The organism is Enterococcus sp. JNUCC 77 (genome assembly GCF_054819945.1).
This window is the reverse complement of the sequence record NZ_JBTHIG010000001.1, coordinates 883,771-903,490: the sequence shown is the minus strand read 5'-3', so window position 1 is coordinate 903,490 and position 19,720 is coordinate 883,771. Positions and strand designations below refer to the sequence as shown.

Annotated in this window: 22 protein-coding genes, 1 tRNA gene and 1 other annotated feature; of the genes, 5 read left to right on the top strand and 18 right to left on the bottom strand. The window is 36.0% G+C overall.

What is annotated here, in order from left to right:
• Nucleotides 1-12: 12 nt before the first annotated feature.
• Nucleotides 13-84, top strand: a tRNA-Arg gene (locus ACVWNY_RS04625).
• 116 nt (nucleotides 85-200) lie between these two features.
• Here ACVWNY_RS04625 and rpoE read toward each other — a convergent pair.
• Entirely contained in the window at nucleotides 201-818 is a 618-nt protein-coding gene (gene rpoE / locus ACVWNY_RS04620) for a DNA-directed RNA polymerase subunit delta (RefSeq protein WP_218324609.1), read from the bottom strand.
• 72 nt (nucleotides 819-890) lie between these two features.
• Nucleotides 891-1,325 (bottom strand): YwiB family protein, encoded by a 435-nt coding sequence (locus ACVWNY_RS04615; protein ID WP_218324608.1) that lies wholly within the window; start codon nucleotides 1,323-1,325, stop codon nucleotides 891-893.
• Between the two features lie 139 nt (nucleotides 1,326-1,464).
• Here ACVWNY_RS04615 and ACVWNY_RS04610 point away from each other — a divergent pair, with 139 nt between their 5' ends.
• Both ACVWNY_RS04610 and ACVWNY_RS04605 read left to right on the top strand, forming a co-directional pair.
• On the top strand, nucleotides 1,465-2,268 hold the full coding sequence (locus ACVWNY_RS04610; RefSeq protein ID WP_218324607.1) for a lipoate--protein ligase family protein: 804 nt from the start codon (nucleotides 1,465-1,467) through the stop codon (nucleotides 2,266-2,268).
• Nucleotides 2,258-3,601, top strand: coding sequence for an HD domain-containing protein (locus ACVWNY_RS04605; RefSeq protein WP_218324606.1), 1,344 nt, complete (start codon nucleotides 2,258-2,260; stop codon nucleotides 3,599-3,601). Before ACVWNY_RS04610 ends, ACVWNY_RS04605 begins: the two co-directional genes overlap by 11 nt.
• Nucleotides 3,602-3,633: 32 nt before the next feature.
• Here the strand turns inward: ACVWNY_RS04605 and ACVWNY_RS04600 are convergent, their stop codons facing one another.
• The gene (locus ACVWNY_RS04600; RefSeq protein ID WP_246601350.1) at nucleotides 3,634-4,068 is read right to left on the bottom strand and encodes an NUDIX hydrolase; all 435 of its coding nucleotides are present in this window, start codon (nucleotides 4,066-4,068) and stop codon (nucleotides 3,634-3,636) included.
• Nucleotides 4,069-4,241: 173 nt separating this feature from the next.
• On the opposite strand from ACVWNY_RS04600, the gene gloA reads away from it, so the two are divergent.
• Nucleotides 4,242-4,613, top strand: a complete 372-nt coding sequence (gene gloA, locus ACVWNY_RS04595; RefSeq protein ID WP_438720329.1) for a lactoylglutathione lyase — start codon at nucleotides 4,242-4,244, stop codon at nucleotides 4,611-4,613.
• 35 nt (nucleotides 4,614-4,648) lie between these two features.
• On the opposite strand, the gene ACVWNY_RS04590 is transcribed toward gloA, so the two are convergent.
• The 10 genes from ACVWNY_RS04590 to ACVWNY_RS04545 are packed head-to-tail and all read right to left on the bottom strand — an operon-like array spanning nucleotide 4,649 to nucleotide 14,456.
• The gene (locus ACVWNY_RS04590; protein ID WP_454071774.1) at nucleotides 4,649-5,989 is read right to left on the bottom strand and encodes a TrkH family potassium uptake protein; all 1,341 of its coding nucleotides are present in this window, start codon (nucleotides 5,987-5,989) and stop codon (nucleotides 4,649-4,651) included.
• 12 nt (nucleotides 5,990-6,001) lie between these two features.
• Nucleotides 6,002-6,634: a V-type ATP synthase subunit D gene (locus ACVWNY_RS04585; RefSeq protein WP_218324603.1), complete on the bottom strand. Its 633-nt coding sequence runs from the start codon at nucleotides 6,632-6,634 to the stop codon at nucleotides 6,002-6,004.
• A 6-nt stretch (nucleotides 6,635-6,640) separates the two neighbouring features.
• A complete protein-coding gene (locus tag ACVWNY_RS04580) occupies nucleotides 6,641-8,017 on the bottom strand; it encodes a V-type ATP synthase subunit B (protein ID WP_218324602.1) in 1,377 nt (458 codons plus the stop codon).
• On the bottom strand, nucleotides 8,010-9,791 hold the full coding sequence (locus ACVWNY_RS04575; protein WP_218324601.1) for a V-type ATP synthase subunit A: 1,782 nt from the start codon (nucleotides 9,789-9,791) through the stop codon (nucleotides 8,010-8,012). The genes ACVWNY_RS04580 and ACVWNY_RS04575 overlap by 8 nt, the downstream gene beginning before the upstream one ends.
• A gap of 13 nt (nucleotides 9,792-9,804) precedes the next feature.
• Nucleotides 9,805-10,116 (bottom strand): V-type ATP synthase subunit F, encoded by a 312-nt coding sequence (locus ACVWNY_RS04570; RefSeq protein WP_218324600.1) that lies wholly within the window; start codon nucleotides 10,114-10,116, stop codon nucleotides 9,805-9,807.
• Nucleotides 10,106-11,098, bottom strand: coding sequence for a V-type ATPase subunit (locus tag ACVWNY_RS04565; protein WP_218324599.1), 993 nt, complete (start codon nucleotides 11,096-11,098; stop codon nucleotides 10,106-10,108). Before ACVWNY_RS04565 ends, ACVWNY_RS04570 begins: the two co-directional genes overlap by 11 nt.
• Before the next feature lie 10 nt (nucleotides 11,099-11,108).
• Nucleotides 11,109-11,693: a hypothetical protein gene (locus ACVWNY_RS04560; protein ID WP_218324598.1), complete on the bottom strand. Its 585-nt coding sequence runs from the start codon at nucleotides 11,691-11,693 to the stop codon at nucleotides 11,109-11,111.
• 12 nt (nucleotides 11,694-11,705) lie between these two features.
• The gene (locus ACVWNY_RS04555; protein ID WP_218324597.1) at nucleotides 11,706-12,176 is read right to left on the bottom strand and encodes a V-type ATP synthase subunit K; all 471 of its coding nucleotides are present in this window, start codon (nucleotides 12,174-12,176) and stop codon (nucleotides 11,706-11,708) included.
• Nucleotides 12,173-14,146, bottom strand: a complete 1,974-nt coding sequence (locus ACVWNY_RS04550) for a V-type ATP synthase subunit I (RefSeq protein WP_218324596.1) — start codon at nucleotides 14,144-14,146, stop codon at nucleotides 12,173-12,175. The genes ACVWNY_RS04555 and ACVWNY_RS04550 overlap by 4 nt, the downstream gene beginning before the upstream one ends.
• Nucleotides 14,133-14,456 carry a hypothetical protein gene (locus tag ACVWNY_RS04545; protein WP_218324595.1) on the bottom strand — a complete coding sequence of 108 codons (324 nt, stop codon included), beginning with the start codon at nucleotides 14,454-14,456 and terminating at the stop codon, nucleotides 14,133-14,135. Before ACVWNY_RS04545 ends, ACVWNY_RS04550 begins: the two co-directional genes overlap by 14 nt.
• Before the next feature lie 97 nt (nucleotides 14,457-14,553).
• Nucleotides 14,554-14,602, bottom strand: a sequence feature (sodium ion sensor (DUF1646 type); this cis-regulatory element may regulate processes involved in with the transportation of sodium ions).
• Nucleotides 14,603-14,743: 141 nt separating this feature from the next.
• Here ACVWNY_RS04545 and ACVWNY_RS04540 point away from each other — a divergent pair.
• On the top strand, nucleotides 14,744-15,466 hold the full coding sequence (locus ACVWNY_RS04540; protein ID WP_218324594.1) for a gamma-glutamyl-gamma-aminobutyrate hydrolase family protein: 723 nt from the start codon (nucleotides 14,744-14,746) through the stop codon (nucleotides 15,464-15,466).
• A gap of 40 nt (nucleotides 15,467-15,506) precedes the next feature.
• Here ACVWNY_RS04540 and ACVWNY_RS04535 read toward each other — a convergent pair whose 3' ends face one another.
• The 5 genes from ACVWNY_RS04535 to ACVWNY_RS04515 form a co-directional block, all read right to left on the bottom strand.
• On the bottom strand, nucleotides 15,507-16,322 hold the full coding sequence (locus ACVWNY_RS04535) for an aldo/keto reductase (protein WP_218324593.1): 816 nt from the start codon (nucleotides 16,320-16,322) through the stop codon (nucleotides 15,507-15,509).
• Between the two features lie 74 nt (nucleotides 16,323-16,396).
• On the bottom strand, nucleotides 16,397-17,656 hold the full coding sequence (locus tag ACVWNY_RS04530; protein WP_218324592.1) for an ABC transporter permease: 1,260 nt from the start codon (nucleotides 17,654-17,656) through the stop codon (nucleotides 16,397-16,399).
• Complete coding sequence (locus tag ACVWNY_RS04525) at nucleotides 17,649-18,548, bottom strand: ABC transporter ATP-binding protein (protein ID WP_218324591.1); 900 nt, start codon at nucleotides 18,546-18,548, stop codon at nucleotides 17,649-17,651. The genes ACVWNY_RS04530 and ACVWNY_RS04525 overlap by 8 nt, the downstream gene beginning before the upstream one ends.
• 17 nt (nucleotides 18,549-18,565) lie before the next feature.
• Nucleotides 18,566-19,255 (bottom strand): DUF2812 domain-containing protein, encoded by a 690-nt coding sequence (locus tag ACVWNY_RS04520; RefSeq protein WP_438720332.1) that lies wholly within the window; start codon nucleotides 19,253-19,255, stop codon nucleotides 18,566-18,568.
• On the bottom strand, nucleotides 19,255-19,569 hold the full coding sequence (locus ACVWNY_RS04515; protein WP_218324589.1) for a PadR family transcriptional regulator: 315 nt from the start codon (nucleotides 19,567-19,569) through the stop codon (nucleotides 19,255-19,257). The genes ACVWNY_RS04520 and ACVWNY_RS04515 overlap by 1 nt, the downstream gene beginning before the upstream one ends.
• Nucleotides 19,570-19,720: the final 151 nt, after the last annotated feature.

Sequence of the window (19,720 nt, the reverse complement as noted above, 5' to 3'; positions counted from 1 at the left end):
TCAATTGTGCCTGCGCCCTTAGTGTAGTGGATATCACGTAAGATTCCGGTTCTTGAGACGGGGGTTCGATTCCCTCAGGGCGCGTTTTTTTACAAGTATAACTGAATTTTTTATTTTTTTAAAGCTTCCTCGCCCTTCAATCGGCGAGTTTTTTTATTTAAAAATGCCAAGTAAGCAATCGCTCACTTGGCATTTTTTCTTTAAATATCCTCTTCGTCGTCATCTTCATCATCATCGTCGAAATCATCATCGTCAATAACGCTTAATTCATCTTCGATTCCGCCGGGTACGATTTCTTCATCATCTTCATTTTCTTCATCAGCACCGATTTCTTGTAAATCAGTATTGTATTCTGCGATTTCATCATCATCGTCATCATCGTCATCGTCATCGATTTCATCTTCTTCATCGTCCACAAGATCTGTATCTTCTGGATCGTCATCGTTATAGTCAATTGCATCTTCATCATCATTAATGAAGGCATTCACTTTTTTACGTTTCTTACGACGTGGCGCATCTTCTTCATCGTCTTCCAAACCATGGTTGACTTCTTCATCGATGGAATCAATCGCATACCATGAGCGTAAGCCCCAACGATTGTCGCCTAAAGAAATGAAACTGCCATCAATATTTAAATCAGTATAGAATTGTGCCAAAGCATCACGAATTTCTCCATCAGATTTGCCTAAATAATTTTGAATTTGGTTAACCAAATCAGAAAAATCCATCACATCGGCACGTTCTTCTAAAATTGCATGAGCCACTTCAATCATTGACAATTCATCTTTGTTTAAGCTCTCAAATATACTAAGTTCCAAGTATGACACGTCCTTTCAAAGTCTACTCTTTATCATACAAAATTGATCTTCAAAAAGCAAACCTTTCTTTTCTTAAGTGGTAAATTCTAATACCATATGATAGTCACCCACTTTGGCATCTTTCATGTACAAACCATAATCGATTGTCACGATTCCAGAAAACGGCCGGTCTTTTAAACTGACATGTAAATCTTCTGTATAAGTAGAAATTAGAAAAATCCCATAAGGTGTCCGATAGTTCGTATCCATCTTCTTTCGATAAGCAAATTTCATCTGCATGCGAACATTGCCAGAGCGAATGATGGATATTGTGCTGTCAGGCGTGATTTTTACTGTCACTGGGACAGTCTCTCCATCTTCTTGTTTTTCTTTATAACGAATGTAAAGCGTGTCTCCCATTTGAACAACTTGGCCATTTAAATCGAAGGCAAATTCTTCTTTTTGATTATTTTGAATCACTGTTGTACGTAATTTTATTTTTGCTGGACTTCCTTGTTGGATACTCATTTGAATCCGCCCCTTTCAGCATATATTTTTGACGGTTTTTTAATTTTTGTCAACTACTTCTAACTTTTTAAGCAGATTAATCCAATAACTACCAAATATTGTTTATAATAATGAAGAAAATTCAAATGAAGGAGCTTTTATGGATAAACTATTATTTTTTGATCAAGGCTTAGTAAAACCATCAGAAAATTTCTCCCCTTTTGCTCTAACCGATGTGTTAACAGCCTTTGCAGGTGATCAGAAACAACCTATCATACATTTTTGGCAATTAGATAAAACGTTAATCTTAGGCATGAAAGACAGCCGTGTTCCATTTTTGGCAGATGGGTTAAAATCTATCCAACAAACTGACTATCAAGCTTTGCTTAGAAATGCTGGTGGCTTAGGTGTAATCAGCGATTTGGGCATTTTGAATGTCTCCTTAATTTTGCCAAAAGGAGATTTATCAATTGATCAAGGCTATCAAAAAATGATTGCTTGGTTAGAACAAACGATGATTGCAAAACAACCCTTAATTAGTGGAGAAGTCACTGATTCTTATTGTCCAGGAAAATTTGACTTGTCTTTAGCTGGCAAGAAAATTGCTGGGATTGCACAACGTCGTGTGAAAGACGGTGTGGCTATTATGATGTATTTAAGTGTCAATGGAAAGCAATTCGAACGTGGGGAAATTGTCAGAGATTTTTATTTAGCTGGACTTAAAAAAGATTTTGGTGAACATGGTTACCCACCAGTTAATCCAAATAGTATGACAACTCTCGCTGATGCGTATCAAACAAATCTATCCGTCGAAGAAATTAAAGCGGACTTAATTGCACCCTTATCAATTGATCATCAGACAGACTTTTTAGAAAATTTTTACCATACAGAAGACTACCGCAAGCGAATCGATAGCATGATTCAGCGCAACCAACTACTAACAGAGGTGACTCATGAAAATTAATAATCAAGCATTACCAATGGAAAAAGTTTTTCGTGACCCGGTCCATAATTATATCCATGTCCAACATCAAGTGATTTTAGATTTGATTAATTCTCGCGAAGTACAACGTTTAAGACGAATCAAACAGTTAGGCACCTCATCTTTTACTTTTCACGGTGCCGAACATAGCCGTTTTGCCCATTCACTAGGCGTATATGAAATCACGCGTCAGATTTGCGATATTTTTAAACGTAACTATTCAATTGAAAAAATTGGTCCTGATGGTTGGGATGACAGTCAGCGTTTGGTTACTTTATGTGCCGCTTTATTACACGATGTGGGCCACGGTCCCTATTCCCATACCTTTGAGCATATTTTTAATACTGATCATGAAGCTTTAACAGTCGCAATTATCACTTCACCGGAAACAGAAGTATTTCAAATTTTAAATCGGGTGGCTGAAGGGTTTCCTGAAAAGGTTGCTAGCGTCATAACTAAAACCTATCCTAATCAACAGGTCGTACAAATGATTTCTAGTCAAATTGACGCTGACCGGATGGATTATTTATTACGAGATGCTTATTTTACCGGCACAGAATATGGGACCTTTGATTTAACTAGAATCTTACGAGTAATTCGTCCTTATCGCGGTGGAATTGCCTTTTCAATCAATGGGATGCATGCAGTTGAAGATTATATTGTCAGCCGTTATCAAATGTATGTTCAAGTTTATTTTCATCCTGTTTCTCGTGGCATGGAAGTAATATTGGCTCATTTATTAGATCGCGCCCATGAATTATTCCATGAGGATAATCAATTATTCGAGTACCATTCACAATTTTTAAAACCCTTTTTAAAAGGGAAATTTACTTTAGAAGATTATCTACGTTTAGATGACGGTGTATTAAATACCTACTTTTCTCAGTGGATTTCGGAAAAAGATTTGATTTTAAGTGATCTGGCTCGCCGATTTCTAGATCGTAAACCATTGAAATCAATTACGATTGATTCAGTTGACAACCCTAATCTACCAATCATGCGGGATTTAGTGGAAAAAGCTGGTTTTAACCCTAATTATTATACAGCAATAAATTCCAGTTACGACTTACCTTACGACTTTTACCGCCCCGAACAAGGACGTCATCGCACTCAAATAGAACTAATGGAAAAAGATGGCTCATTGGTGGAATTATCGAAAGCCAGTCAGTTGGTTGCAGCTCTAGCAGGTCAAGGGCAAGGGGATGCTCGTTTTTATTTTCCAAAAGAAATGATTCAAAAAGATCCGACAAATTTGTTTGAAGATTATTATCAAGCTTTCAGTAGCCACATTCACAATGGTGCATTGGCAAAATAAAAAAAAGTTTAGTGACCGCATGTTGTCGGTCACTAAACTTTTTTTAACCAATTTTCAACAGCCCATTTATGGCTGCCTCTTTTTAATAAAACCATGGCCTCTTCAGGAGCAACCCAGCGGCTCAAACTTCCTTCTTCGGTTGGTTCAGAAACTTTTTCCCAATTTTTTGCTACAAAAAAATAACCTGGATTATAAAAATAAGTATCTCGATGGCGGGAATAGAAATACTCGTCTGCCTGACCCAAGTATTCTGCCAAGTCGACTTTAAAACCTAATTCTTCCATCATCTCGCGATCAATCGCTTCTTCTTTCGTTTCAGAACCTTCGATTTCTCCACCTGGTAAAAAGAATGCTCCATTTGGCGCTTCCACGATTGCTATCTTCCCGTGTTGATTAACTAAAATCGCATAAGCTGCATAACGTGCCTGATAATCTTTTTCTTCTTTCGTACCAAATGTTGGAATCATAATTCTCCTCCTAAGATGTTTTATTTTAGTTTACCTGATAAAAATCCCACAAACAAGCCAACAAGCAAATATTTCCAGCTTCTTTTTTAATTATGCTATGATACAGTTAACAATTCATTTCAATCCACTTCACTTATTTTTCTTACGTGGATTAAATAGGAGGAAATATATTTATGAAAATGGCTCATACTTGTGTTCGTGTAAAGGATTTGGATGCTTCACTAGCTTTTTATCAAAAAGCTTTCGATTTCGAAGTTTCTCGCCGTAGAGATTTTCCTGAATCAAAATTCACTTTGGTTTACTTGACCTTAGCTGGAGATGACTACGAATTGGAATTAACTTATAATTACGATCATGAAGCTTATGACTTAGGTAACGGTTATGGTCATATCGCTATCAGCGTAGATGATTTGGAAGCATTACATGAAAAGCATCAAGCAGCTGGCTTTAACGTAACAGATTTAAAAGGATTACCTGGTACTGATCCTTCTTATTATTTTATCGTTGATCCTGATGGTTACAAAATCGAAGTTATTCGTGCCTAATCAAAAGGTGAACTGAAAATTCAGTTCACCTTTTTTTATCCGATCATGACACTTTCTTCTGGCAATTTATAGTGTCCAGTTGCTTGATTTTTTGCAATCTGAATAGTCAATGACAAGCCAATGGTCAAGATTCCTACCCGACCAATATACATCAACAAAATGATGACTAATTTGCCAACTACTGTCAAATCAGGTGTCAATCCCATAGTTAAGCCAACTGTTCCAAAAGCTGAGACAACTTCAAAAAAGAAATATTCCACTCCAGCAGTTGTAGGCAATTCTTCCGTAATTGATAAAATCACCACCGCAACGATACAAATCGACAAAGCTAAAAAGAACATTGTTAGAGCTTTAAAGACCACTGATGGTTTGATCGTTCGACCGAAAGCTTCTGCTTTATTACGCCCTCTTAGCATTGAAAATATTTGAATCAATAATACTCCGAAGGTAGTCGTCTTTAACCCACCAGCTGTCGAACCCGACGTTCCTCCAATAAACATCAAAAGGATTGTCACAATAATCCCAGCAGAGCTCATTTTGAAATAATCGATCGAGAAAAAGCCGGCTGTTCTTGGCGTGACAGCTAAAAAGAACATATCAACTAATCTAGTTAAGCCACCATTTCCATTAGTTTCAGTTAGATAGAACAATCCAGTTCCGACAACTAATAAGCCAATCGTCACGGTCAAAGCAATTTTACTATGAAGAGAGAATTTTTTCCTTTTTGTAAAATCCAACAAATCTCGCCACACGATAAAACCCAGCCCACCAGCAATAATCAAGCCGGCAATAATCATTAAGACATAAGGATTATCTTCAAATCCCACCATGCTATCGCCAAATAAATCAAAGCCAGCATTACAAAAAGCTGATACAGCATGAAATATGCTCAACCAAAGTCCTTGCGCAATACCATATTTAGGTAAAAAATCTATTGCCAACAAGAAGGTTCCTAATAATTGAATACATAGAGCCAGCCGAATAATATAAAGCATTAATTTCATGACTCCAGACAATGACTCCAAATTTAAGGCTTCTTGCAAAACAATCCGTGCTCGCAATCCCACCTTCATTCGAAACATTGAAAAAAATAAAATAGGGATCATCATAAAGCCTAAACCACCGACTTCAATTAAACATAAAATAATGGCTTGCCCACCAAAATTCCAATGTAAATCTGTCGGCAAAGTGGTCAATCCAGTAACGCATGTAGCCGATGTAGTGGTAAATAGTGCATCAATAAAGGGTGTTGTTTCACCCGACTGACTAAAAAAAGGCAATGTTAATAAACCACTACCTATCAGAATCAATGCTAAAAAGCCCAAAGGGATATATTGAATACTGTGGATTCTAGAAACATTCCTCAATTTTTTCATTCGCTTTATCCTTTAATTATTCCCCATATTTTTGATTTTTATTAGACGTGTAACCTCGGCCCGTTCATTTTCTTCGAGCTTCATTTGAATAAAATAAATCGTTTCTTCTAACTGAGGAATGGTCATATATTCTAAGGCATTCACACGACGTCGAGTTTTTTCAATTTCTTTAGCCATCAATTGACAAGTTTTTTCAATCTCTGTCAGTTCCAAAAGCTTTGGTAATACTTCTGCAAAACGAGCGACACTTTGATCAAGTTCCTCATTAGAATTTAAAAATCCATACTCTAGCGGTCCATCAGCCAAATCATTTTGATGTTGAAAATTCATTACCGGCACTTTGACACTCATAACATCTTTTTCAATCACATCTACTGATACGCGATCTTTTGGCACTGCTAATAGCTCATCAATAAATTTATCATTAATCATAGCGTCAGCTAAGGCAAAATCTTTCATCGCTTGATTTAATTCTACCTCAACTTCTTTACGCAACTGATTATTTTTTTTGATTAAAATAATAAAACGACGCATCAATTCATCTTGTTTATCTTTTAATAATTTGTGCCCTCGTGTCGCTGTGACTAATTGTTTTTTTAGTTTTGACAACTCCATTCGGGTTGGGTTGACATTTAACTTTGCCATGAGTGATCACACTCCTTTTGACAAATACTCATCAAGCATATCATCTTTGATTCGTTTTAATTCAGTACGCGGCAACATTGATAATAGCTCCCAGCCTAAATCTAAGGTTTCAAAAATTGAGCGATTTGTGTAATAACCTTGATTAATATATTCGGCTTCGAAACAATCTGCAAATTTTGCATATATTTTATCGGTATCAGATAAAGCTGAATCGCCTAAAACAACTGCTAATTCTTTGGCTTGTTTACCTTGGGCATAAGCAGAGAACAATTGATTCATGGTAGCAGCATGATCTTTTCGTGTTTTTCCTTCACCGGTCCCTTTATCTTTTAGTCGAGATAAGGATGGCAAAACATCAATTGGTGGTTTGATTCCGCTCTTGTATAAATCTCGAGATAAAATAATTTGACCTTCTGTAATGTAACCAGTTAAATCGGGTATCGGATGAGTCTTATCGTCTTCTGGCATTGATAATATTGGAATTTGCGTGACTGAACCCTTCAAACCGCGTATCCGTCCAGCCCGCTCGTATAAAGTAGCTAGATTAGTATATAAATAACCAGGGTAGCCTCGACGACCAGGAACTTCTCGCCGCGCAGCAGAAATTTCTCGCAAAGCTTCACAGTAATTGGTCATATCTGTCATGATAACTAGGACATGCATCCCTTTTTCGTAAGCCAAATATTCAGCCGCTGTTAAGGCCATTTTAGGTGTCGCGATTCGTTCAATTGCCGGATCGTTAGCTAAATTCATAAATACGACAGAGCGATCAATCGCGCCGGTTTTACGGAAATCCTCCATAAAGTATTCGGCTTCTTCAAAGGTGATCCCAATCCCTGCAAAAACTACAGCAAAATCATCATTAGCATTTAAAACTGCTGCTTGGCGAGCAATTTGAGCTGCCAATTCTTTATGGGGCAAACCTGAACCAGAAAAAACTGGCAATTTTTGTCCACGAACAAGAGTATTTAAATGATCAATCGCTGAAATCCCTGTTTGAATAAATTCATCAGGGTAATCACGAGAAACTGGATTGATTACTTCGCCGTTAATATCTAGATGTTTTTCTGCTAAAACTGCTGGACCATTATCTTTAGGACGTCCTAGTCCATCAAACACCCGGCCAATCATATCTTCAGAAACGGCTAATTCAAGTGGATGACCTAAAAATCGAGCTGTAGATTCTTGCAAATGAATTCCGCTAGTTCCTTCAAACACTTGAACCAAGGCCTTATCTTCACTAATTTCAAGAACTTGTCCTCTTCGAATCTCGCCATTTTTCATACGAATTTCTAACAATTCTTCATACTTGACGCCTTCAACTTTATCAACAGCCATTAAGGGACCTACCACTTCGCTGATTGTCATATATTCTTTAATCATTGGTCATCCCTCCTTTAGCAACTATCTCTTGTAAAATAATTGGTATGCTTTGATGAATATCACTCAATTTTTCAATCTCTGCTTCTGGTAAATACTTACTGCGGGCAACTTTATCTCGCAAATCAGTTGTTCCCTCCATGATTTCTTTCAAGTAGGCACCTAGATCTAGCGCTTTGCGACTCTCACTATAAAAAGTCAAAATATTGTTTAACATTTTAAATTGCTTTTCTCTTGAAGTAAATGTATCCACATCATCAAAAGCATTTTGTTGCAAATAATCTTCGCGAATAGATTTCGCTACTTCCAAAGTTAAGCGATCTTTTTCAGACAGTGAATCAATCCCCACTAAACGAACAATCTCACTTAACTGCGATTCTTCTTGTAAAATTTTCATTCCTTCAGTTACTAAGTCTGACCAAGAAACTTGCATTTGCTGGTCTAAATATAATCCCACTTCATTTGAATACAATGAGTAACTGGACAACCAATCAATTGATGGGAAATGCCTTTGTTGGGCTAGGTTTGCACTCAACCCCCAAAATACTTTTACAACTCGTAAAGTATTTTGCGTGACAGGCTCTGAAGTATCTCCCCCTGATGGTGATACAGCCGAAATTGCAGTAATGGAACCTTCACGCCCATCTGATCCCAGTGCCACGACTCGCCCAGCACGTTCATAATACTCCGCCAAGCGAGAACCTAGATAAGCGGGATAACCTTCATCACCAGGCATTTCTTCCAAACGTCCACTCATTTCTCGCAAAGCTTCAGCCCAGCGAGAGGTTGAATCTGCCATAATTGCTACGTTATAACCCATATCACGGAAATATTCAGCAATGGTAATCCCAGTATAAATAGATGCTTCTCGTGCTGCCACTGGCATATTCGATGTATTGGCAATTAAAATCGTTCGTTCCATCAAGGATTCTCCTGTTTTAGGATCAATCAATTCCGGAAATTCATTCAACACATCGGTCATTTCATTACCACGTTCACCACAGCCAACATAAACTACTAAATCGACATCGGCCCATTTGGCTATCTGATGTTGCACAACCGTTTTCCCAGCACCAAATGGTCCTGGTACAGCAGCCGCTCCACCTTTTACCACTGGAAAGAAAGTATCAATTACTCGTTGACCAGTGATCATTGGTGCTTCTGGATTTAATTTTTCTTTGACTGGTCGACCGCGACGAACAGGCCATTTTTGCAGCATTGAAAAACTTTTTTCACCTTCTTCAGTCGCTAAAACATAAACGGTTTCAGTGATATTAAACTCACCTGAGTGAATTTTTGTAATGGTGCCGCTAACACCATTCGGAACCATAATTTTATGTGTTAGTACTTTCGTTTCTTCTACGATTCCTACTACATCTCCAGCAGAAACAACTGTACCAATTTCTAAAGCTGCTTCAAACCACCATTTTTTTTGATGATCTAAAGCCGGTAATTGGACACCTCGACTCAAAAAATTACTTTGGGTCAACGTTTGAAATTTATCTAAGGGTCGTTGAATGCCATCAAACATTTGAGACACAATTCCTGGACCTAATTCAACCGATAAAGCTTCTCCCGTTGTTTTTACGACTTCCCCTGGTCCAATCCCAGCAGTTTCTTCATATACTTGGATGGAGGCGACATCTTTTCGCATTTCAATAATTTCGCCAATTACCCCCAGCTCTCCAACATAACAAATATCTTGAATTGCTGCGTGACCCATATTTTCAGCCATTACTAACGGCCCAGATACTTTGATTACTCTTCCTTCTTGCAAGCTGTCTGCTCCTTTACAATATATTCATTCCGACTGCTCGTTCTACTTGATCTTGAATCATTTTTTGCCCCAGTCCATCTGTTCCTGCAAAATTTGGAATTAAAACAATCGCAGGGATCATCTCTTCTTCATATCTTTTGACAGTTTCAGGAACCAGTTGCGCAAATTGTTCAGTCAGATAAATGATCCCATAACCTGACTGAGCCATTTCTTCAATATTTTTTCGAATAGCACTTGGTTGTTTATCCGTTCTTACATCAAAATCAAATAATTTGAAAGGCAATACCGAGTCTTTATCGCCAATTGCACCAATTTTATGCGTCATGGGTTACTCGCATCCTTTCCTTAATATCAGATTGATCCATTCCGATTTTTTTTCCAACAACTAATAAACGCAGATTTTTTATTTCAGTTTCTTTTCCGTGCAACAAAGCTAACATTGGTAATGGACCGAAAGCTTCAACTTGATAAGCTTCAAATAAACTTGCCAAATAATCATCTTTGGCCTTTTCCAATTTTGCTAAGTCAACTTTTCCATCTACTACCGCTGAAGCTGCTTCATTTCCATAAGGACTAGCCAAAATAAAATCAGCAAATGTTTGGGGCTGTTCAATAATCGCTAATAAATCTTCTTTGGCGATACTTCCTTGACTAGAAAGAACTGTAGATAGAAAGGCTTTACTTCGTTTTTGACGAATGCCACGACCTAAAATAATTAAATTAGTAAAATCAATAAAGGCTGTGATTTCTGATAGTAGCGCGACATAGCCTAACTTTTCTCCTACTATTTCTTGATTACGCAAAAAATCACGGTCAAAGATAATATCGATTCCTTGTAGACTATTAGACTCTGAAAAATGTGCCTTAACCGCATTTACCGTACCGATAATCTCATCAGGTAAACTATTAGATTGTCCAGTTTTAACCACACTTTTAATTTGTTCTAAAGAATAAAATCCATCATACAAAAATAATTCATCAAAGTTTTGTTCAAGTAATTCTGCCTTCATCAGGGCTTTTAAATTATGATAAGTAAATCGCATCGTATAAATCCATATCACTTCCGGCTCAGGTGCCAGTTCGATTAATTCTGTAATTAATTGATTAAAAGAGTTTTGTAAGCTTTCTTCAAAAGTCTCAGCAAAATCTCCCTGTAAAAATTCCCCATAAAAAGTACTATTTAGCAATTGCTGAACTTCTTTTAAGTCTTTTGCAGCAACTAAACGATCAAACATATCTGGGGTTAACAATTCAAGTTCTTTTAAGCGAATCAGAGGATTTAACTCATGATAGCTATAAGTTTTCATTTAGACCTCCTTAATCCAAAAAGGTTTGTGCCAGTTCGAAGCTTAATGTTTCTTTTTGTTCCTCGATTAATGTTTGATAGAGAAAATTATATTGAATACCTGCTTGATCTAAAATGAACCCCGCTTGATTGGGAATCACTTCATCTGATAATGTTAGTTGGTATTTTAACTGTGCATTTTGGATAGCCAACCATTCTTCGGTGTAAACATCTTTAGTTATTCCACCAGAAATGAATTTCAGCGAGCCAGAAACTGCTAATTTTTTTAATGCTCCATTAGCAAAATTTTGGTGTTCTTCAATTGACCAGTCATTCATGGCTTCTTGTGCGGCAATAAACATTTCATCCAATAATTGTTGTTTTAAATTTAAGTTAGCTTGTTTAGCTGCTACTTGTTGGCGATTTTTTAATTGCTTATTTTTTTCTTCTAATTGATCTAATTGATTTTCATATCTTTTTTTCTGTTCCAATTCAATCTCTTGTAAACTAGCTTGAAATTCTTGCTCAATTCGCATTTTTTCCGTTACTTGAAATTCTGTTTGCTTAAGTTGTGCTTCTTCATTTAATTGATCAATGATTTTTTCAATAGCATCCATTTAAATCGCTCCTTATACTTGACCTACTAATAGGAAAGAAATAACGAAGCCTAAAATGGCATAAGTTTCTACCATTGCTGCATAAATGATTCCCTTTGTTGCGTGCTCAGGTTTTTTAGCCAAGATTTGGATACCCGCTGCAGCCACTTTCCCTTGGGCAATTCCAGAAAATAAACCAGTAAAAGCAATGGGTAAAGATGCTCCTAAATAGCCTAACCCTTGAACAACTGTTAAATCAGACGATAGATTAGTAAAAATTAAGAAGGCAATTACGAACCCGTACAATCCTTGTGTTCCGGGTAATAGTTGTAAAATCAATGATTGTCCAAATTTTTCAGGTTGACTAGTTGTTAGAGCTGCCGCTGCTTCACCGGTCATCCCCACACCTTTCGAAGAACCAATTCCTGAAAAAATTGTTGCTGTTGCCATACCCAAAATCGCAAAAATAATCCCACCACTATTGTTAATTAAATACTCTGTCATTTTGAAATTTCCTCCAATTTATCTTTCTTTTCAATATTGATATATTTTTCCTCTGTTTTCAAAGGCTTGAAGGGTTTGCCTCCACCTTGATAAAATTTGCCGAAAAACTCTACGTATTGTAATCGTGCACCGTGAACATAAGCACTTAATAAGGATAAGAAAATGTTCAAGCCATGCAAGACCAACATTAGCAAAATCCCTACACTAAATTTTGCAACCGGTGGCATATAACCCACCAGCATATTAAACGCTGCGGCGATACTCCCACCTGAAATACCTAAAGCCATCAAACGTGTATAACTTACTAAATCTCCGATATAACCTGTGATGCCGTATAAATCATAGGCCCCACCGGCTAACGCTGCCAATTTTGATTTACTGCCAACCATCGGTAAAACGACTATTGAAAGAGCGCTAATTCCAGCAATAATTATCCCTAAAATAAAGATTGGCGAACTAGTTAAAAGCATCTTCCCAGCGGCAGCAATAATACCGCCTACAAAAATCCCTTGCCAAGCAAAGCCTTGAGAAATAGCTGCCAAATAATTTTTTGCTTTAATATTTTCTGCAGCTGCCAATCCTAAGCCAACGAAAATTTGGATCAATCCGAAAATGATGGATAAAATTAAAATCGTAATTACATCATTACTGGTAGACAATATTGGTTTGTATGGTAATGAAAAACCAAAGAATCCATTATAAATGAGTCCCCATACAATAGTTGGTATGGACAAAATTTGAAAGAATTCCATGAATCGCTTGGTCCCATTTGGTAATATTTGCGATTTTAAAACTATTGTCGTTGCTATCAACATCAATAATCCATATCCAATATCAGCGACCATCATGCCAAAAAACACTAAATAAAACGGCGTGAACCAAGGTGTCGGATCAATTTCTTCATATTTCGGTAGTGCATACATCTCAGTCAGCATTTCAAAAGGCTTAACTAAACGACTATTTTTAAGCTTGGTAGGAATTTCTGTTTCAATTTCAACCAGATTAGGCTCTTCCACGCTTAAATAAACTTCTTCTGTTGCTAACCTTTTTTCCAAAGACAACACTTCATCCTCAGCAATCCAACCTTGCAAAACAAATAAATGGTCTGTTTGGATATAGCTCTTATGGACTAACAATCGATTTTTCTGGGCAAGTAAAGTCTCTTCTGCCCACTCCAATTCATGAATATTTACTCGCTTTTGACCAATCATAGTAGATAATTGCTGTTTTGCTTGATAAACATCATTTTGCTCAGAATGAATTTCAGCTAACTTATTTTTTGGTAACTGGCTTTCTAGATAATCAAACTTCGTGATACTAAAATGAGCGATTAATTGCTTGACGACTGCTTGTTGCTGGTTTAAATAAATTAAACTGAAATTAGTGATTTTCCCATCACTATAAACTTCTTCGAAATAAATTGTTTCTTGCTGTAGATCAGCTTTTAGTTTTTCCCAATTCTCAGTCTCAACTGTTCCTAAAAAAGTTTGACTCGTTTTCAAATTATTTTGCTGTGGAATAACATCTAAATACTGCCATTTAGAAAAAACTTCTTCCTCTACCGTCAATGTTTTTTCTCTTTGATTCAGTTCTGCGAAACGACTGATTAAGTTTTCAATTTCTGTTAATTCAGTCAATAATTTTTCTGGATCAAATTGTTCTTCTAATTGCTGCAAGGTCAAAAATCTGCGTTTTAAATGAATCGCTTTTTCTTTACTGCTACCATGATCTTTAATAAATTTAATACTTTGATGAATAGCTTCAATTTGTTGATCGATCTGTTGAATTTGGTCTTGCTGATCATTTGGTTCAAAATCAGTAAAAAAAGCTTTTACCCACTGATTATTTTCCTTTAAATCGAAAACATCACGCACTTCAACGCCTTGAAATCCTTGAAGGGTAACTAAAATTTCATGGGTTTTTTTATCTTCAGCAATGAGTGTCAGTTTTTTCATTTTACTGACTGCCATATTTTTCTCTCACCCCTTCTAAAATTTTTGTAATTGCTTGCGCCTTAATTAATTCAAAATTTGCTTGATAATGATCCGCTAACTGTTTTTTTTGCTCTTCTAGCTGAAGCGCTTCTTTTTTTAGGTCATCATTCAACTCACGATTTCTCTCAGTTATTTTTTCGTTATTCTTTTTTTGTAAATCTGCTTGTTTTTCCTGTAACAATTGTTGATTCTTTTTTTCAAGTTTTAACAATTCTTTTTTGACTTGGTTCATTTGTGCTTCGTTTCTTTCTTCGGCTGCTTTGATTTTTTCCAGTGCCTCTAGCATCCCGCTCCTCCTTTAATTTGGTTATCTTTTATTTTCATTTTTTTGATGATTTTCGTTTTTTTAATTGAAAACAAAAAAAGGCCGCAAATCTTCAAGTGTTTCTCTCACCCCTTGAGAAACATGATCCTTGAAGCTTACGCCCAACCATTTTGAATAATAAATTCAATTCCATTATAGTATATCAGAAGTTATTAAGAAAAAAAAGGATTCTTATGACAGAGTAGGTTATCTTGCCAAAAAGATTATTTTATGTTATCAAAAGGATAAACCATTTAAAGGAGTTTTATATGAAAAAACCAATCATTGGTATTGTTGCCAACCAACATTATTTAGATAACACAGCTTTTTTTGATCAACCTTTTAGTTATACTCCCCAAGGTTTTATTGATGGTATCCATCAAGCAGGTGGAGTTCCTTTAGTACTTCCTCTTGGTCTTGCCGATTTAGCAGCAGATTATATTGAAAAAATTGATAAACTTTTGCTAGCTGGTGGACAAGATATTACCCCTAGCCTCTATGGGGAAGAACCTCATCCTAAGTTAGGTGCGACTAGTTTGGAGCGAGATTTGTTTGAAATGGCTCTTATCCAAGAAGCTATTGAACAAAAGAAACCAATTTTTACTGTATGTCGTGGCACGCAGATTTTAAATGTCACTTTAGGAGGAAATCTCTATCAAGATTTATCCTTGTATAATGATTGGTCAGTGAAACACGATATGTTCCCAACACCACCTGCTTTTGCTTTACATTCGATTAAAGTAGCAAATAATTCTATCTTAGGAAATTTATTAGCTGAAGAAACACAGGTCAATTCATTTCATCATCAAGCCTTAAAAGAATTAGCTGAACCGCTAAAAGCGATTGCTTGGTCCAAGGATGGTATTATCGAAGCTGTTGAAAGCAAAGATCCTGGTGTGCCGATTTTGGGTGTTCAATGGCATCCTGAATTAGTTCATAAAGCAGACCCTAAAGAGCAGGAATTGTTCAATTTTTTTGTCCAAAAATTCTAAAAAAACGAGCGCCGTCAACTGAATGACGACGCTCATTTTTTTAAAAATTAAAATTATCTGGATCTCCACCTAAACGCTCATTAATGTTTAAGCTATCGATCTCTTTCATATCATCTGGACTTAGTTCAAAATCAAACACATCAAAATTTTCTTTGATCCGATTTTCATGCACTGATTTTGGAATCACAATAATATCACTTTGTAAATGCCAGCGAATAATCACTTGGGCTACACTTTTTTGATGGGTTTCAGCAATTTTCATTAAAGTTGGATTGCTTAAAATTTTCCCTTGTCCTAGTGGGGACCAAGCTTCAACTGCAATATTTTCACTAGCTAAATATTTGCGCAAAGGCTCTTGTGTTAACGTAGGATGAATTTCAACTTGATCAACCATTGGTTTAATTTTTGCAGTTGTCATTAATTCTTCAATATGGTGTTGATGGAAATTAGAAACACCAATTGCTTTTGCTCGACCACTTTCATAAACTTCTTCCATCGCTTTCCAAGAATCGTTAAATTTACCTGGAACTGGCCAATGAATCAAGTATAAATCAACATAATCTAAACCTAATTTTTTCAAGCTTTCATCAAATGCTTGATGTGCTGTTTCATAGCCTTGATCAGCATTCCATAATTTTGTAGTAATAAACAGCTCTTCCCGTGATACGCCAGATTGGCGAATACCTTCACCAACTTCAGCTTCATTCTTATAAATTGCCGCTGTATCGATTAAACGATATCCTGCTTGAATCGCCCATTTTACCGAATTAATTGCATCTTCCGGATCTACACGCCAAACACCTAGACCAAAACGTGGCATTTCTAAACCATTAGCTAATTTTTTTGTTTTTTCCATACAAAATTCCTCCTCCAAATCTTTCAACTATACTTTATTTTGAAGAAAATCTTTTATTTGGTCAAATATTTTGATTATTTTTCCCGATCATTGCGCATAATTGAAAATGATTGGCGCAAGGCACTCACCATGCCACCTTCACTATAAACCAATACATTTGATTTATATAACTGAGCTGAAAATAAGTTCAATAAAATGGTGAAAACAATCAAGACAACTAAAGAGATTACAGCCCCAGAAAGACTCACTGTATCTGTCGACAGTCTCAGTGGCATACTATATGAGGAAAGAAATGGAATATATGCAGTGACCTTTACAATAATATTGGTTGGATTGGCTGCCCCCATAATGATATTTAGCATATAACCAATTAATGAAAGATACATCACTGGCTGTATCGCCTTTGCAGTGTCCTCAGGTTTGTTAACTAAAGAACCACATAAAGCAGATAATACTGCATAAAGTAAAATTCCGAAAATCATAAAGGCCAGCATAATGATTGTGTTTACGCCAAACAAATGTTTAAAGGTGACATTATTAGCTATCCCAGCAATAAAATCGGTATTTTTAAATTGCTGATAACCCACAACAATGGCGACACCGTAAATAATTAATTGGGTCAACGCAACTAGTAAAACGCCAATAAGCTTCCCATAGTAATGAGTTTTAGCCTTCATACTGGATAATAAAACTTCCATAATTCGGGTCCCTTTTTCTGAAGCAATTTCTTGTGCAATAATTGAAGAATAACTCATAATAAAAATAAACATAATAATAGTTGTTGCAAAACTAATCCAATATTGCGCGCCGGTATCAGCCTCATCAACTTTCATTTTACCATCTTCAAAATTCACACGTTTTGCTTGAAATTGCCCGGGTTCAATAATATGAGCGACTTGTTGATTGTTGATATTTAACTGACCAGCACGTAATCCCAACTGCAATTGATTAGTTATTTGTGTCAGCGCACCTTCTGTGGTCGTACCTAATGATGAAGTACTATATAGGGTACTTTGAACAGTATCATCATCTTTTGTATCGATAACGAAATAAGCATCAATTTTTTCATTCTCCAATTGATTTTGTGCTTGTTTCTTTGAATCCATTACTTTGAAATTAAAATCCTCTGACGATTGGCTTTTTAATTGTTCTGCAACTGCCGGCTGATTACTAATGATACCAATTTCGTTAATATCATTTGTATTACCAAAGAAATGTTGTGCCAAATAAAAGATACCCATTAGCAAAAATGGTGCCAAAATCATGATGACAAAAGCTGTTGATTTAACATTTTTTTTGTAAACGTCTTTAATAATAATTCCCATTTTACTCATGTTGGTCACCTGCTTTCCATTTGAATATCTCTTCTAAAGTTGGTGGTTGCTGATTGAACATTGGAATATAGCCATTTTCAGTTGCTTTAGCGAAAATATCTTTGCCAATTTCCGGATCAGACAAAGTTAAATCAAAAGTTCCATCTTCTTTTTGAACAATTTTTTCAACACCAGCAAATTCATCCAATTCCGCAGCTGTTAATGAAGAATCTAGATACAGTTTCGTTCGTCCAAAAGATTCACGAATTTCATGAACCTTACCATCTAAAACAGTTTGGCCATTCCGTAACATAATTAAATTGTCACAAATTTTTTCGACATTATCCATATTATGACTAGAAAAAATAACACATGAACCTTTACCTTTTAACTCAATGATGCCATCTTTTAATAGTTCCGCATTCACTGGATCCAAGCCAGAAAAAGGTTCATCCAAAATAACTAATTTAGGCTCATGAATCAAAGTAGCGATCAATTGAACCTTTTGCTGATTCCCTTTTGATAAGGATTTAACCTTATCTGTTTTCTTACCTTTTACTTGGAATTTTTCCATCCATTCATCAATTTTTGGTACAATTTCAGCTTTTTTCTTGCCTCTTAAAGCGGCAAAAAACAATAATTGTTCTTCAATCGATACTTTTGGATACAATCCTCGTTCTTCTGGTAAATAGCCAATGATGCTATAATCCTTCTCAGTTAATGGTTGTCCGTTCCATAATATTTTCCCGCTATCTTTTGCTAAAAAATCTAGGATCAAACGAAATGTTGTCGTCTTACCGGCACCATTTTGTCCAATTAAACCTAAAATTTTCCCATCCTCAATCGTTAAAGATAAATTATCTAACGCTTTGAAGTCTCCAAAAGTTTTACTAAGTTGCTCCACTTGTAACATTCTTCCCACTCCTTCATTTATAAACTCGAAAACAATAATGCGAAACCAACACCAATCACGGCTCCGATGACTGCGCCAATAATCATTAAAATAGATTGGTCGCGAATAAACGATTGCTTTTTAGCAAACTTATCTGGTTGGTTGTAATATCTTGTACGATCTCGGTAAAACAATTTATAAAACAACATCGTTGCAAAAATACCAATCGGAAAAAAAACACCAAAAAGCCCAAAAAAAGCAATGAATAATAATAATCCGTTAGGTACCGGCCACTCAGCTGCTTGAATAAAACTAATTGCTACCAGTACAATAAAGCCGAACAGTGCATAAATCAGCGAGCGCAAAAAATTATAGCGCCATTCCAACTTAAATTTTTCACGATAGCTTTCTTCGTCGGAAAAAATACTAGGTGTATCTTTATCAGCAGAAAAAAAATAATATTTTTTTCGGAAATCACTGACTTTTTGCCAACCACTTATTTGATACATCTCTAAATACTCTGAGAGATCTTCTGATTTACCAGAAAAATAATCAACTGCATACTGCCGGTTTTGTGGAACGCCTTTCTTGAAAACTAAAAAGCCAAAAATATTTAACTTCTCAAACTCCCAACCTTTAGCAGCTTGTTTTTCAAGGCGAAGCATTTCTTTTTCTGGATAAAAGGCCACACCTAAGCTGAGTAAATATTTCTTCTCAAACAACCCCATTAACCTTCGCCTCCTGCATCAGATAGTAATCTCTCACCGAATTGGTAAAATAATTTTCGTCGTCGGACGTCTTTTCGTAAAACTTCTTTTCCACTATCTGTAATTTGATAGATTTTCTTTCGATCAGTACTTTCTTCCAAAGTAATGTAACCACTTTTGGTTAATTTTTTTAAAATCGTATACATACTAGCGGGCCCGATCTCAAAATTTCCCTCAGTTAAAGCACTGACTTCTTTCATAATGGCATAACCGTGTTGTGGTCTTAATAAAGCCAACAAAATTAAATAGTTCGAATCTGTTAATGCTTCATCCATCTTTTCACCTTCTCTATATCACTCACTGATATATCTCTTAACGATATATTATCGAATGATATATATTTTGTCAATTTATTTTTAATTTTTTTTGATATAAGAAGAAAAAATCGAAATGATGTTCGTTAATAATTCTGAAACTCTTTCTGCC

Coding starts and splice junctions, on each gene's coding strand:
- ACVWNY_RS04615 (WP_218324608.1), bottom strand. CDS start 1,325: ATGAGTATCCAACAAGGAAGTCCAGCAAAAATAAAATTACGTACAACA.
- ACVWNY_RS04610 (WP_218324607.1), top strand. CDS start 1,465: ATGGATAAACTATTATTTTTTGATCAAGGCTTAGTAAAACCATCAGAA.
- ACVWNY_RS04605 (WP_218324606.1), top strand. CDS start 2,258: ATGAAAATTAATAATCAAGCATTACCAATGGAAAAAGTTTTTCGTGAC.
- ACVWNY_RS04600 (WP_246601350.1), bottom strand. CDS start 4,068: ATGATTCCAACATTTGGTACGAAAGAAGAAAAAGATTATCAGGCACGT.
- gloA (WP_438720329.1), top strand. CDS start 4,242: ATGAAAATGGCTCATACTTGTGTTCGTGTAAAGGATTTGGATGCTTCA.
- ACVWNY_RS04590 (WP_454071774.1), bottom strand. CDS start 5,989: ATGAAAAAATTGAGGAATGTTTCTAGAATCCACAGTATTCAATATATC.
- ACVWNY_RS04585 (WP_218324603.1), bottom strand. CDS start 6,634: ATGGCAAAGTTAAATGTCAACCCAACCCGAATGGAGTTGTCAAAACTA.
- ACVWNY_RS04580 (WP_218324602.1), bottom strand. CDS start 8,017: ATGATTAAAGAATATATGACAATCAGCGAAGTGGTAGGTCCCTTAATG.
- ACVWNY_RS04570 (WP_218324600.1), bottom strand. CDS start 10,116: ATGACGCATAAAATTGGTGCAATTGGCGATAAAGACTCGGTATTGCCT.
- ACVWNY_RS04565 (WP_218324599.1), bottom strand. CDS start 11,098: ATGAAAACTTATAGCTATCATGAGTTAAATCCTCTGATTCGCTTAAAA.
- ACVWNY_RS04560 (WP_218324598.1), bottom strand. CDS start 11,693: ATGGATGCTATTGAAAAAATCATTGATCAATTAAATGAAGAAGCACAA.
- ACVWNY_RS04555 (WP_218324597.1), bottom strand. CDS start 12,176: ATGACAGAGTATTTAATTAACAATAGTGGTGGGATTATTTTTGCGATT.
- ACVWNY_RS04550 (WP_218324596.1), bottom strand. CDS start 14,146: ATGGCAGTCAGTAAAATGAAAAAACTGACACTCATTGCTGAAGATAAA.
- ACVWNY_RS04545 (WP_218324595.1), bottom strand. CDS start 14,456: ATGCTAGAGGCACTGGAAAAAATCAAAGCAGCCGAAGAAAGAAACGAA.
- ACVWNY_RS04540 (WP_218324594.1), top strand. CDS start 14,744: ATGAAAAAACCAATCATTGGTATTGTTGCCAACCAACATTATTTAGAT.
- ACVWNY_RS04535 (WP_218324593.1), bottom strand. CDS start 16,322: ATGGAAAAAACAAAAAAATTAGCTAATGGTTTAGAAATGCCACGTTTT.
- ACVWNY_RS04530 (WP_218324592.1), bottom strand. CDS start 17,656: ATGAGTAAAATGGGAATTATTATTAAAGACGTTTACAAAAAAAATGTT.
- ACVWNY_RS04525 (WP_218324591.1), bottom strand. CDS start 18,548: ATGTTACAAGTGGAGCAACTTAGTAAAACTTTTGGAGACTTCAAAGCG.
- ACVWNY_RS04520 (WP_438720332.1), bottom strand. CDS start 19,255: ATGGGGTTGTTTGAGAAGAAATATTTACTCAGCTTAGGTGTGGCCTTT.
- ACVWNY_RS04515 (WP_218324589.1), bottom strand. CDS start 19,569: ATGGATGAAGCATTAACAGATTCGAACTATTTAATTTTGTTGGCTTTA.